This window comes from Psychrobacillus sp. NPDC096426 (genome assembly GCF_044762745.1).
Taxonomy (GTDB): domain Bacteria; phylum Bacillota; class Bacilli; order Bacillales_A; family Planococcaceae; genus Psychrobacillus.
The window spans coordinates 1-14332 of the sequence record NZ_JBIWEX010000034.1; the positions used below are offsets into that span (position 1 = coordinate 1).

The following is a 14332-nucleotide window of genomic DNA, read 5'->3' on the forward strand; positions in this document are numbered from 1 at the left end:
TTGCCCATGCAAAAACACCTCCGATTTAAGTACTTGTTTTAAGTGTACCATTACCGAAGGTGTTTTATATTGTCTCACTATTTTAGGTTAGTCCAGAAGCTCCTATTGAAACGCTGCTAGCCCTTTATGTTCGCTTTCACGAAGAAGCTAAAGTAGATGATTCCTTAAATGATAAAGGAAGAGCTGCATTTAAATCGTTAGAAGATGGTGATACAGAAGCATTAGCACTTTGGGAAAGGTTTCGGAACGAATCACTTAATGAATTTCAAAAAATATATAATTTACTTGGAGTATCCTTTGATTCTTTCCAAGGGGAAGCTTATTATAACGACAAAATGGATCCTGTTGTAGAGGAACTACAACAAAAGAATTTATTAATGGAATCTGATGGCGCACTGGTAGTAGACGTTGGTGAACAATTACCTCCTTGTCTCATAAAAAAATCCGATGGTGCAACTTTGTATGCGACGAGAGACATTACAGCTGCCATTCATCGGAAACAAACATATGATTTTGTAAAATCTTTGTATGTAGTGGGAAATGAACAAAGCCTTCACTTCGCGCAGTTAAAGATCGTATTAAATAAAATGGGCTATGAATGGTCAGATGCTTTTCATCATATCCCTTTTGGCTTAATCTTAAAAGATGGGAAAAAGTTATCGACTCGTAAAGGGAAAATTGTTTTACTAGAAGAAGTGTTGCGTGAAGCAATTCAGTTAGCTGAGGAGACAATCGAAGAAAAAAACCCTCGATTAGTCAATAAAAAAGAAGTGGCAAAAGAAGTAGGTGTCGGCGCTGTTATCTTTAGTGATTTAAAACAACACCGAAAGCATGATATCGAATTTGACTTAAAGAAAATGCTACAAACAGAAGGTGAAACCGGTCCTTATGTACAATACACTTTTGCAAGAGCATGTTCCGTTTTACGAAAAGCATCTGCACAAAACACTTTTATAATTACTGAAGTAAATGATTATGAATGGGAAGTTATTAAATCGCTCGAGCAGTTTCCATCGGTTATTCAACGGGCAACAGTCGAATACGATCCATCTTTACTAGCAAAATATGCAGTGCAGTTAGCGCAAACATTCAATTCTTTTTACGGTAATGTGCAAATAGTGAAGGATTCCAATTATTTGTCTTATCGACTTGCACTCGTTCAATCTGTTGTCATTGTATTAGAAGAATCATTAAAATTACTTGGTATTAAAGCACCTGTAGAAATGTAAATACCCAGGAACTACTGTCGAAAGTCCAATTCTCCCCTCCTTTTATAAATACGTTAATCAATAGAAAGGTGAAATTAATTGGATAATAAGGAGCCATGTAGTAAACGGGCAAGGTTCATACTAATAGAGGCAGAAGAGGTCCAATGGGCTTTGAAGGTCCACCTGGGGTCCAAGGGCCTTCAGGTGTCGCTGGACCAGTTGGTGGAATTGCTGAATTTGCATACATTTTCAACATTGGTAAACAGCGTCTAAAATAACGATTAAATATAGTGGGATTTACGAGTTCATCCATCACGTTACTGGAAAACAACCCAATCAGCTAACCCTATTTGCTAACGGTATAGAAGCAACTAATACTACCTTTGGTGCAGATGACGGAAACGCACAGGATCTTGGTATTCAAATCCTTCAATTAGAGAACAATACCGAGTTAACGCTTAGAAATCATACATCCATACTTAGCCACCTCGACTTGTTAGTAAATGCAGGTGGCACACAAACAAGTGTCAACGCGGTAATTACTATTAAAAAACTTTCCGCAGATTAATAGAAAAACATAATTCAAACAAAAAACATCCCGCCTATGTCTCCAATCGGCGGGATGTTCTTAGTTAAATTTTAAATTGCCGCACCATTTCGTTTAATCTATCAGATATCGCCGTTAACGAACCTGCAGCCATTTGAATTTCTTCCATCGATGCTAACTGTTCCTCTGTAGCCGCTGCTATTTCATGTGTACCTTCAGCACTCTCTTTGAATAGTCCTGAAACTTCTCCATATCTTTGCGCAACCGTCGTAAAGTCCGTAGTCAGTTGTTCGGTTACCGCTGCAATTTCTTGTACTTTTCCGGACACCTGCGAAATAGATTGAATAATTTCCTGAAATTGAACGGAAGTAACAGATGTCAATTGGATTCCATTATTCACATTTGTTTTAACTTGTTCAATTGTACTAACCGTATCATTTGTAGTATTTTGGATGCTGGTGATCAATGCTCTAATCTGATTGGCTGATTTACTCGATTGTTCCGCTAATTTTCGTACTTCCTCCGCAACAACCGCAAACCCTTTTCCATGCTCACCCGCTCTAGCCGCTTCAATTGCAGCATTTAAAGCGAGTAAATTCGTCTGATCTGAAATTTCGTTAATAATTGTTGTAATTTCCCCGATCTTAATAGCGTCTTCTGCCAAAGAGTTAATATTTTCGTCGGTTGCACTTACAGATTGATGAATGACTTCCATGGAGGTCACTATCTCTCTCACGGACTTCTCGCCACTATCAGCTTGTATACTAACTTCATTTGTTTCTTCAGATACTTCCGCCGTATTAAGTGTCATACTTTGCAGCATTTGCAATGATTGCTCGACAGCAATAGAACTTTCATTCAATATCTTTGTTTGATCACCCATGCTTATGGAAACATTTTGGACATTTTCTGCAATTTGATTGGATGTTCGTTTCGATTCATCTGCACTAGCTGAAAATTCTTCCGCCGACGAAGCAGCCTGTGCAGAAGAAAAACTAATTTGCTGAATCATTTCTTTTAAGGAAGTAAGAAACTGGTTAAACGAAGTTGCTACTTCACCTAGCTCATCTTTGTTTTTCACGTGGAGAGCTTTCGTTAAATCCCCATCTCCACAAGCAATTTCATTCATCTGTTCCTTTAATTGACGTAGAGGAACTAATATAGCTTTCAATAGAATTACACTCAATACGATGCCAAATATTACTGACACTAAGGAAATTCCGACTAAAACCGCTTGGCTTAATGTAGATTGAGATTTCAAACTTTCCCCTAATTCTGCTGTTTTACTATCTAGCTGTTCGATGAATGCTTCAAAGGATGGATCTAATACTTCTTTCCGAATTCTACGTTCTTCCCCAAAATGAATTTCTTCTGACTTCGTTCGATTTATCGCATTGTTTTGAATGACTAGTTGGCTTTGTTCCCAAAACTGCTCGTAATCGGCTTTAATATTGTCCATCGTTTCCTTAGTGGAAGACGTATTCGAGAGAGCAATCAATTTATCTAATTGTTCTTGAATATTTTTAGACTTTTCTTCCATTTGCTTCGCATATGTATCGTCGCCCGTGAGGAGAAGCGCACGCTCATCATTAGAAAGACCAGCAAGGCGGTATTGGATTTGTTTCGCTATTTTTTGCATTTCCATCAGCGTATTTAATTCGTTATTTTTTGCTACTGTATGAGATAAACTCCACGTTGCAAACCCACCAACGACAACGATAGATATGACTAAAATGGAAGTAACAAGAATCAGCCTTGTTTTAATTCGCATATCTTTCTCCTTTACTATTAGAAATTTTTCATTCTACAGTATAACAGAGAAAAATAGTACATGCCTTGAATTCAAACAATAATTATTTATAAAAATTTTCAGGTATCGCCCCGAAATTTCTTTTATGATAAAGCAATGGATTTTTATCTTCATTATGAATATGGATAACTTCTCCAATGAAAATAATATGGTCTCCAGCATCAATTTGCTTCGCAGTTTTGCATTCTAATTGAGCAAGTGAACCAGACAACACAGGTAATTGTCTTGCTGACTCTTCCCATTTACACTGGCTAAAACGATCCTCTACTTTAGAAGCAAATAAACTACAAATATCCGCTTGATCATCCGCCAAAATATTTACTGCAAATTTTTCCGCCTCTATAAAGGCAGGATAGGAACCCGACTTTTTATCAATAGACCATAATATGAGTAAAGGATCTAAAGAAACAGAAGCAAACGAATTGACCGTTAATCCTACTGGATTATTGGCATCATCAAAAGTTGTCACAACTGTTACACCCGTTGGATAATTTCCTAACGCTTTTTTGAATTCATCTTGTGCAGTACTTACATTTACGCTTACCATTAAAGTACACTCCCATTCTTGGTTACTTTACAATCACAACACGATGTTCCACTGGCTCTATTAACTTATTCTTAGGGGATGCAATAGGGTTACCAAATGGCAGCTGGGCAATAAGTTCCCATTTTTCTTGGATACCCCAAGATTCTTTCACTTCTTTTGAAAGTTCTGGATAGAAGTGTTGCAAGCTCGCCCCAAAACCTTCTTGTTCAAGTGCCGTCCAAACCAAATACTGTAACATGCCGGACGCTTGATGAGACCAAACAGGAAAATAATGTTCCACGCTTGCAAATTTCTCTTGAAATGATTCCACAACAGAATAATCTTCAAAAAACAACACCGTACCATAACCACTAGCAAAACCTTCAAATCGACTTTGTGTAGAAGTAATCTTTTCTTCTACAAGTCCTTGTTTCACTGATTCAAATGCTAGTTTCCAAAACTTTTTATGCTGATCACCTAATAGCACAACAACTCGCCCTGTTTGCGAATTGAATGCAGTAGGTGTGTGTTTTACAACTAAATTTACTATATCTTGTATTCTTTCATCGGATATAATCTTTTCATCATTAATGCTATAAATAGAGCGCCTACTTTGGACGGCTGAATAAAAACTTTTGGTCATTTGGAATTCGCCCTTTCATTCTTCATAATTCTAGTCGGAAGCATTTCACATGCACATCTACGTTATGAAAGTCTTTTGATTCATCACGCTTAAAACCAAGATGTTCATACAATCGGATCGCTTGAGTCATGTTCGCACCTGAATGTAAATATAAAAAGCTAGCCCCTTTTTCTTTTGCGTAGCTCGCACTTTCCTTTAACAATGCCTTCGCAATTCCTTTTCCTCTTGCATTTGGACTCACTGCAAGCAATCTCACAATCGGATCCACTATGCCGATCTCCGAATTTTGATAAGCAGCTTCTGAGTTCGTGAATAATTGTAACGTCCCTAACAATTTCCCTTCACTTTTTGCTACTAATACTCTATCTATCGCTGGATTATCTAGTGAATGTTTAATACTATCCAAATACTCTTGCCAAGTCTCTGTACTAAAATCACTTTCATATTGTCCGTAACTTTCTACTAACAATTCCGCTACAGCTTCTTTGTCAGCCTCTCTCAATGTATCGATTGTAATTATACTCGCCATACTATTCCTCCTAAAAATGAGACTCAAAAACTTTGAATATCCAACCGATAGCATTTTACTAGGAAATTCAATTTATTAAACTCTTTCGATGTGTCACGTTTAAAACCTAAATATTCATATAAGCGGATTGCTTTGGACATTTTATCACTTGTATGTAAATAGATGTGATCAGCGCCTACTGCATGTGCATAGGCGATACTTTCTCTAATCAGTGCTTGTGCAATACCTTTCCCTCTAGCAGCTGGACTTACTGCAAGCATCCGAATAATTGGAGAGTAAATTTCCAATTCTGGTCTGTTATATGCCATTTCTGAATTTGTGAATAATTGTAGCGTCCCCAAAACATCTTCTCCATCTTTAGCAACTAAAAATTTTTCTACTTGGGGATTATTTACAGAAGAAGCCAAATCAGAAGCATAATCCAACCAATCTTGTAGGTTTGCATACGAATCCTGGTATTGCGCATAACTTTCTACTAGTAATCGGCCAACAGCCACTTTATCATTTTCCTTTAATGTATCTATTGTAAGCACACTTGTCATAGCAAAACCTCCATCTGTTCAATCTCTATCATATACTAAGCTACTCCGCCCTTACTATATTGCTGTACTTTCTTTTCAATTAAATAATAAACACCCTCCATAATGATCGAGATTCCCCAATAGATTAATCCAGCAGCTATAAATGATTCTAAAAACTTTAAATTAGATGATGCCACTATATTAGCTGTGCCAGTTAATTCTTTTTGAGATACGAGAAAAGCAATGGAAGTGGTGTGTAAAAAACCAACTGAAAGATTTGTGAAATTAGGAATAGACTTTGCTAAAGCTTGCGGCAGTAAAATCCGTCCCATAGCTTGAAGAGTGCTCATGCCTATAGAATAAGCAGCTTCCATTTGACCTTTTGCAACACTTGAAATACCAGAGCGAATAATTTCAGATAAATACGCACCTGCTGTAAGGGATAGTGCGAATAGCACATATAAGACAATTGGTATTTTGTTTGTTTCAAACGGAAGATTGAAAGAGTTTATAACACTATCTAGCATCATCGGAATACCAAAATAAATAAGCATAATGTGCATAATCGCTGGTGTACCTCGGAAAAAAGATACATAGCCATTGGCAATCGAATATAATCCCTTCACTTTATACTCCCGTATTAACGTAACTACTAAACCTATTAAGAAACCGATGACTACTGGAATAATGGCTAGCATTAATGTTAGTGGAATTGCTTTTGCAATTTCTTTAAACGCCACCCAAATAAATGGAATATCAATTACCATGGTTATATGCTCCTTTCACTTGATTCATCAGAAGTACCTCACTTCTATAAGTAGTAGAATAAATCCAAGATGCATTAAATTAAAGGGAGTCTAAACTCCCTGCTCCGGCGGATGCCACAAATTTTGAAAGGAGTATTAGAATGATGTTAGCCTAAAATCGTCGCATCCATGCGACAACAGCTAACTGACCTGCATCACGCAGGACTAAGCGCAATTCAAAATTTGGACGCAATTATGCCGAGGCGTAATTTATTTATCAAGCAACTGAAGCATCTGTTCCCTGATAACGGTTTGTATATTTTTCAAATACTTTAAATCCTTTTTCTAGTATTAATACAACCGCGTAATAAATGACAGATAGTGCAATGTAAACTTCTAAAGCATGTGCAGTTGCAGCGATTATCGTTTCCCCTCGCCCCATCATATCCATTATTCCAATCGTAAAAGCTAATGAAGTATCTTTCAATGATCCAATGACCGTATTAGCGATATTCGGAAATGCCACTCGAATCGCTTGCGGGAATATGATGCGAGTAAAGTTTTGAAAAGGAGTCATCCCAATAGTATAAGCCGCTTCCGTTTGCCCGAATTCTACCGCGGAAATCGCCCCTCGGAAAATTTCTGCGAATATAGTACCATTACTTAATGAATACGTGATAATGACAAAGAATAATGCATCCATTCTAGTAATATCAATATTTACGAGCATTAAAACAGCAGGTAGTCCATAAAACACTAAGAATAATTGAATGATTATTGGAGTTCCTCTTATAAACGATATATAGAGCGTCACTATTTGTTTTAATATTGGAATATGGAACAACTTTGGTATAGCTGCTGCTAAACCGATTATCGTTCCTAGAATGATAGATGCAATTAAAATTTCTAGCGTTACACCGAGATATTTCACTAATGTTGGAATAAACTCAAAAATTAATAAAGGATCAAATACTTTTCCCATTTGTTCCACTCCCTTCCTTCTGCGGGATAAGGATTAGAATTCAACTGAATAATCCGCTCCAAGCCATTCTTTGCTTAATGCACTTACTTTTCCCTCTTCTTTCAATTCAGTTAATGCTTCGTCAATACGCTTTTGAAGCGTTGTGTTCCCTTTTTGAAGTAAGAAGTAAACTTTGGAATTGAGTAAAGTATCACCTACAACTTTTTGTTGTGCGTCTGATTGTTCGTTAAGAAAATCCACAGCAAATGGCGTTGAGATTGTTGCATCCACACGACCTGTGCGAAGTTGATTAATAATATCTGATGAACCAGAAGTATAGATAATTTCTGCACCAAGATTGTTTTCTTTGTTATATTTCTCAATATATACAGCTGAGTTACTCGTAGCTGTAGTAGCTATTTTTTTTCCTGCTAAATCATCGATAGATTGTATGCTTTCATTGTCTTGATGAACCGTTACTTTTAACGGGAAAACATTATACGGCACTTCATTAAACAAGAACTTCTCTTGGCGTTCTTCGTTTACTTCCATTTGATGTGCGATAAAATCAATTTTGTTTGTTTCTAAGCTCAGCAATAAGTTAGAAAAATCCATCGTTTTGAATTCAAATTCATATTCTTCTAATTTTTCATCGATTGCACGTACTAATTCCACATCGTAACCAGTTAGATTACCATCCTCATCTAAAAAACAAATATTAGGAAATTGTGTACCAGTACCTACGATGATCTTTTGTACATTTGAGTTGTCTTCCGATGTTTTTGAACTCGCTTCATTTGAAGAACATGCACCTAGTAGTGCTACCGCTACTACTAATAAAATTGTTAAGGCTTTTTTCAATTATTTTCCTCTTTTCGTATTTGTTTAGTTGGTATTAAGTCAAAAAAATTATACATTAGCTGGTTCTAGAGCCGCTTTTAAATACTCTAATCCAACCTCTGTTACTCCTCTATAAACAGTTCCTTCACCAATTTCAACAACCGGTACGTGGCGAACGCCATATTTCATTTCTAAAATATCGCGGAATTCATCGTGATTCGTAACATCTACTGTTTTATAAGCAATATTTTGCTCAGTTAAATATTCCTTCACTTCATTGCAATAACTACATCCTTCTTTGGACCATACAACAACTGATAGATTTTGTGCCATGTTTTTCTCCTCCAATTTTATGAATGAACTACTTCTTTCCATAGACTTTTCGGACTTAATAATTCAAAAGAGCGAAGTCTTTGTTCTGGATTTGGAATTGGTGTATGTAAGATAAATTCATCTACTCCATACGCTTCATGTAAATCGTCCAAAGCCGCCTTTACTTGCTCGGGAGTTCCATAAATGATATCTGCATCATATTGTTTCACTTCGTATGCTTCGCCGGACTCTTTTCCGAATTTTTCCGCTTGTTCTACGGTTTGTAATGATAATGTACGACCACTTGCTAAATGTACTTTTATTATTTTTTGGTCGCCCGCAAGTTCTTTTGCCTCTAATTCGGTAGACGCCGTTATTACTACAACAGAAACGATAAATTTACCTTCTGGATAAATTGTACGAAACGTAGTTGAAGCTTCTTTCAAGATTGCGTTGTCCGTATTTATAAATCTTGCAAAAGCAAATGAAACTTTTAGCTCTGCCGCAAGCTTCGCACTATTCTTACTTGCTCCTAATAAATATGTTTCAGGTTTTACAGGAGGTATCGGAGTTGCTTGAATACTAGCAAATTCATGTGTTTCGGAAACATTAGCATGTATAAGCTGTTGCAAGAAAGCTAATCGTGCTTCAAAGTCCTCCCCTGTATTCAATGTTCCATATTGCAATGCCTTTGTGGAAAGAGGCAATCCACCAGGAGCTTTCCCAATTCCTAAATCTACTCTTCCAGGTTCAAGTGTGGATAGCACGTGAAAGTTTTCCGCTACTTTGTATGGACTGTAATGCTGTAGCATAACTCCACCAGAACCAACTCGAATAGTTTTTGTTTTCGCTAACAAATAGGAAACTAAAACTTCCGGTGATGAACCCGCAACTGTATCTGAGTTATGGTGTTCTGATACCCAAAATCGTTCATATCCCCACACCTCTGCTTTCTGAGCTAAATCTACTGTTTTTTGCAAAGCATCATAGTTAGATACACCTTCAACGACTGGACTTTGATCTAATATCCCTAATTTATAACTCATACACTTTCCTCCGTTCCAAAATACCTCTTTTTTAAATTGAATATTCTAGCTCAGGTGTCATTCTTTTCAAGAATTGTTTTGTACGGTCTTCTCTAGGTGTTCTAAAAATGTCGTGAGGAACGCCTTCTTCGACAACTACACCACCGTCCATGAAAATGACTCTATTAGATACTTCTCGTGCAAAATTCATCTCATGCGTAACAATGATCATTGTGATACCTTCCCGAGAAATTTTCCGAATTACATCTAATACTTCTCCAACAAGTTCCGGGTCTAATGCTGACGTTGGCTCATCGAAAAGAATTACTTCTGGATTCAAAGCTAATGCCCGCGCTATGCCCACACGTTGTTGCTGCCCACCTGATAACTGAAGAGGATACGCCTCTACCTTTTGCTCTAAGCCCACTTTCTTCAACATTTCAAGTGCAATTCCACGAGCTTCTTTCACATTCACTTTTTGAACAACTACTAATCCTTCCATCACATTTTGTAAAACTGTTTTATGTTGGAATAGATTGTAACTTTGAAATACCATCGCCGATTTTCTTCGTAAATGATAAATATCTTTTTTATGCACTTTTTTTGAATCGATTGTAACATCGTCTATCGTGATAATTCCTTCATCTGGTCGTTCTAAATAGTTAAGGCAACGCAATAATGTCGTCTTTCCAGAGCCGCTTGGGCCTAATATTGAGATGACGTCACCTTTATCAACTTGTATATCTATTCCTTTTAGAACTTCATTTTTTCCGAACTTTTTATGAAGATTAGTAATAGAAATCATTTTATCCCTCTTCTGAATCAGTATTTGTAACCTGTTGATTTTCGCTCCAGGCGGTCGCTTTCCACTACAATCAAATAAGTGTATCCAAATTCAACAATTAAAACTAACATAGCCAAACAGTATTACACGAACTGTTTCACATATCGACTTTCCAAAAACGGAAGTCCTAAATTTCCTCTTAAAGTGTCTGCTTCATACTCTTCACGATATAAACCACGTTTTTGTAAGATTGGGACAACTTTTTCGACAAAATCGTCTAATGTGTGCGGCGCTTGCGTTGCAATAATAAAACCATCTGCACCACGCTCTTCAAACCATTTTTGTACTAAATCTGCAATTTTTACAGGAGTTCCAATAAACTCTGAACGTGGAGTTGCTTCTCTTAATGCCACTTGACGAAGCGTCAGCTTTTGCTCCTTTGCTTCTTTTTTTATACGATCTGTATGGCTTTGGAAGCTATTTTTTCCGATGTCACCTAAGTCAGGAAAAGCTTCGTCTACTGGATATTGAGAGAAATCATGGTGATCAAAGTAACGACCTAAGTACGCTAAAGCTCGATCAATCGATACTAAATTAGCAATCTCTTCGTATTTTCTTTCCGCTTCTTCTTCCGTATCACCAATAATAGGCGAGATACCTGGGAAAATATTTAACTGATCTGGGTTACGTCCAAATTCAGTAGCCTGTTGTTTCACATCTTCATAAAAACTTTTTGCAGATTCAAGCGTAGGATGCATTGTAAAAATAGCATCGGCTCCTTTTGCTGCGATCGTTTTTCCTGCCCCTGAAGATCCCGCTTGGAATACTACTGGCTGACCTTGTTTCGAACGACCAATATTTAATGGTCCTTGTACAGAGAAATACTCGCCTTTATGATTTAGATGATGTAATTTCGAAGGATCGAAAAACACATCATTTTCTTTATCTCCTACAAATGCATCATCTTCCCAAGAGTCCCATAGACCTCTTGTTACTTCTAAATACTCTTCTGCAATCTTATATCTTGTGGCATGATCCGGATGCTGTTCAATTGTTTTATTGAAATTAAGTGCAGTGCTTTCTAAAGGCGTCGTCACCAAATTCCATCCTGCACGCCCTCCGCTAATATGATCTAGCGATGCGAATTGACGAGCAACTGTAAAAGGGTCACTGTATGAAGTAGACACCGTGCCTACTAAACCAATACGAGAAGTTACAGCAGCAAGTGCCGATAAAATCGTTAAAGGCTCGAAACGATTTAAGAAATGTGGAATCGACTTTTCATTAATAAATAATCCATCTGCAATAAAAACTAAGTCAAATTTACCTTTTTCTGCTTTTTGGGCTTGTTGCTTATAAAAATCCAAACTCACACTTGCATCTGTTTTCACTTCTGGATGTCTCCAACCAGAAATATTACCGCCTACTCCATGAATAATTGCACCAAATCGTATCTGTCTTTTGTTCGTCATTTGAATTCCTCCTTTTATCAATTACACCTCGGCGTAATTGCGTCCAGATTTTGAATTGCGCTTGCGCAATATTTAAACCTAGTTAACTGATATGATTAATATATATTTTGTGTTGAATCCTATGCTAACACTTTATCTAGGTGAATTACAATACATTTATTGATAGAAAAATTTATAATACTGATAGAGAAAGTCTATCAATGAGTTTGAAATCTCTCGACGGATTGAGCTATATCTCCCCACAATTGCCACTTCGTAACTTCTTGATTTGCATAAGTGAGAAAGACATGTTGCTTTATTTGAATTAAATGTGCGACATTAATTTCGATCAATTCTCCACTTGCTAGTTCATTTTTTATGCATAAATAAGGTAAAAATCCAATCGCACAACGGTTTTTAATAATAGATTTCGCTACCTCTAAATGATCTACTTGGAATTCAATTCTCGGTTCCACTTTCCCCACTTCAAATAATTTATGAATTCGATTCCAGTCAAAAGCTCCACACTCAAAAAATACCATTGGTTCTTCCGCCAAGCGATTAGCAGTTATATTTTCTTCGTATTGCAAAGGATGATTTGGATAAACAACTAGTTTTACGGAATTATCTAGTAGTTGTTGTTTTTGAAGTCCATCATTAGTCGTGTCCTTTATAAAAGCTATGTCTACTTGTTTCTGCAAAAGCTTTTCAATTAAAACATCATTTGGCGCTGAGATAAATTTAAAACGTAATTGCGGATTTGCTTGTTTCCACAATGGCAACGAAAAAGGAATAAAATATTGTGAAGTAATGATATTAGCACCAATAACCACTTCTTCTTGTTCATCTCTTTCCTTCATTATTTTTTTTCCCTCTTTATACGTTTGAATAATTTGTTCTGCATAAGGTATAAATTCTCGCCCATGCTCCGTAAGCAAAAGCCCCCTGCCATGGCGAGTAAATAATTCAGTATTCAATTCTCTTTCTAATGTTTTAATTCTTGCAGTCACAGTCGGTTGGGACAAAAACAATGCATCCGCTGCTTTATGAATGCTTTTTAACTGCACGACATACATAAACGCTTCCAAATGATCGATATTCATTTTCTATCCCTCTTTTCTTTTTCTATCATCATAATCAAATTATCCCTAGTGGTAAAGTATGTTTTAGAAAATAAAAGTAGCTAAATCGAAATATTCCGACTTAGCTACTACTTTTTTCATTTTACTAACCTTATAAAGTCTTGTTCTCCTACAATTTCAATAGGGTATCCTTGTTCAATCAATGCTTCTACTCTGCGCATTTTTGTACTTTTAATTCCTTGTACGTACTTATGTAAATCTTTATCTCCTACTACTAGAAAGTTCGTTGTAGCATCTACTTGCCCCTTGCAAAAGGCACCACAATTGGATGCATATTGTGCAGCTATTGGTCTTGTCATGGACACCATTTTTCCTGTAAATACAATATTTGCTCCGTAAAATGGATGCTTTGTATTAAGCGGAATACTTTCTGCCACAATCGAATGCAAAGATGCATCTCCGGAACTCTTTCTTGAGCGAGTCGGTTTTTTATTTGCCGAGGCAGGGCTTCCTAATTTAAGCTTATGCAAAGTAGAAAGCTCTTGAATAGAGTTAGTTTGTGTTTTTTTCATCGCTTCTAGCGCGATTAATGCGGAAGCTCGGGCATCTTCCAGTGCATCATGGTGTCTCAAGCTTATACTTAAATAATTTGCGACAGTTGAGAGTTTATGATTGTACAAATTCGGCCATACCTTCTTGGCAATTCGGTAAGAGCATCCATATTGAAAGCTCGGTTCCGGTTCATGAATCCTTTTTAAAGAGTCTCGTAACACTCCGATATCGAAGCTTGCATTATGCGCAATGATCGTTTGATTGTCGATATACTGTTTAAAATTAGGCCAATACTCTTCGAATGTCGGTGCGTCATGTACCATATATTCCGTAATTCCATGAATTTTCGTATTATAATAATGAAATTCACTTAATGGGTTGATCAATGTATGCACTTCTTCTTGGATTATACCATTTTTCACTTTCACTATGCCGATTGAGCAAACACTAGAACGTACACTATTTGCAGTCTCAAAGTCGATCGCCACGAAGTCCATCTTATCCCACCTTGCTTTGTTCGAATATACATATTATCTCATAGATTTCTAGCTAATCAATTACGCCTCGGCGTAATTGCGTCCAGATTTTGAATTGCATTAGCGGCCAACAGGATGTAGGTCATGCATTCGTTGCGACAAAAGTTCTTTTGCGACGAGCTTTGCGCAGGAGCACGAAGTCGTGAACTTAGAATGCCTATCTTAACTACTCCCTTCAAAATCTGTGACATCCGCCGGAGGCTTAACTTGACTCAGCAGAAGTCAAGTTAAAACCCCTTGCATGGTTGCAAGGGGTTGA

14 protein-coding genes and 1 pseudogene are annotated in these 14332 nt (G+C 37.0%); 1 reads left to right on the forward strand and 14 read right to left on the reverse strand.

The genetic code is table 11. From position 1 onward, the window contains the following. Positions 1–95 precede the first annotated feature (95 nt). Positions 96–1229: pseudogene (gene argS / locus ACIQYS_RS20395) on the forward strand (arginine--tRNA ligase); the annotation flags it as partial. A gap of 611 nt (positions 1230–1840) precedes the next feature. Here the strand turns inward: argS and ACIQYS_RS20400 are convergent. The 14 genes from ACIQYS_RS20400 to ACIQYS_RS20465 all read right to left on the reverse strand — a co-directional run bounded on the left by ACIQYS_RS20400 (position 1841) and on the right by ACIQYS_RS20465 (position 14034). After that, positions 1841–3526 carry a methyl-accepting chemotaxis protein gene (locus ACIQYS_RS20400; protein ID WP_402984212.1) on the reverse strand — a complete coding sequence of 562 codons (1686 nt, stop codon included), beginning with the start codon at positions 3524–3526 and terminating at the stop codon, positions 1841–1843. 82 nt (positions 3527–3608) lie between these two features. Further along, entirely contained in the window at positions 3609–4112 is a 504-nt protein-coding gene (locus tag ACIQYS_RS20405; RefSeq protein ID WP_402984214.1) for a flavin reductase family protein, read from the reverse strand. A gap of 22 nt (positions 4113–4134) precedes the next feature. After that, a complete protein-coding gene (locus ACIQYS_RS20410) occupies positions 4135–4734 on the reverse strand; it encodes a nitroreductase family protein (protein WP_402984217.1) in 600 nt (199 codons plus the stop codon). Positions 4735–4756: 22 nt separating this feature from the next. Next, positions 4757–5263, reverse strand: a complete 507-nt coding sequence (locus ACIQYS_RS20415) for a GNAT family N-acetyltransferase (protein WP_402984220.1) — start codon at positions 5261–5263, stop codon at positions 4757–4759. A gap of 23 nt (positions 5264–5286) precedes the next feature. Next, positions 5287–5805: a GNAT family N-acetyltransferase gene (locus ACIQYS_RS20420; RefSeq protein ID WP_402984223.1), complete on the reverse strand. Its 519-nt coding sequence runs from the start codon at positions 5803–5805 to the stop codon at positions 5287–5289. Positions 5806–5840: 35 nt separating this feature from the next. Further along, on the reverse strand, positions 5841–6551 hold the full coding sequence (locus tag ACIQYS_RS20425) for an amino acid ABC transporter permease (RefSeq protein WP_402984226.1): 711 nt from the start codon (positions 6549–6551) through the stop codon (positions 5841–5843). 256 nt (positions 6552–6807) lie between these two features. After that, a complete protein-coding gene (locus tag ACIQYS_RS20430; protein WP_402984229.1) occupies positions 6808–7512 on the reverse strand; it encodes an amino acid ABC transporter permease in 705 nt (234 codons plus the stop codon). A gap of 33 nt (positions 7513–7545) precedes the next feature. Continuing rightward, on the reverse strand, positions 7546–8352 hold the full coding sequence (locus tag ACIQYS_RS20435; RefSeq protein WP_402984232.1) for a transporter substrate-binding domain-containing protein: 807 nt from the start codon (positions 8350–8352) through the stop codon (positions 7546–7548). 48 nt (positions 8353–8400) lie between these two features. Further along, complete coding sequence (locus tag ACIQYS_RS20440) at positions 8401–8664, reverse strand: glutaredoxin family protein (protein ID WP_402984235.1); 264 nt, start codon at positions 8662–8664, stop codon at positions 8401–8403. 17 nt (positions 8665–8681) lie between these two features. Then, entirely contained in the window at positions 8682–9689 is a 1008-nt protein-coding gene (locus ACIQYS_RS20445; RefSeq protein WP_402984238.1) for an LLM class flavin-dependent oxidoreductase, read from the reverse strand. Between the two features lie 31 nt (positions 9690–9720). Beyond that, a complete protein-coding gene (locus ACIQYS_RS20450; protein WP_402984240.1) occupies positions 9721–10473 on the reverse strand; it encodes an amino acid ABC transporter ATP-binding protein in 753 nt (250 codons plus the stop codon). Between the two features lie 122 nt (positions 10474–10595). Continuing rightward, positions 10596–11924, reverse strand: a complete 1329-nt coding sequence (locus tag ACIQYS_RS20455; protein WP_402984243.1) for an LLM class flavin-dependent oxidoreductase — start codon at positions 11922–11924, stop codon at positions 10596–10598. 197 nt (positions 11925–12121) lie between these two features. Beyond that, positions 12122–13006, reverse strand: coding sequence for a LysR family transcriptional regulator (locus ACIQYS_RS20460; protein ID WP_402984246.1), 885 nt, complete (start codon positions 13004–13006; stop codon positions 12122–12124). Positions 13007–13122: 116 nt separating this feature from the next. Continuing rightward, positions 13123–14034, reverse strand: coding sequence for an exonuclease domain-containing protein (locus ACIQYS_RS20465; protein WP_402984249.1), 912 nt, complete (start codon positions 14032–14034; stop codon positions 13123–13125). Between the last annotated feature and the right edge of the window lie 298 nt (positions 14035–14332).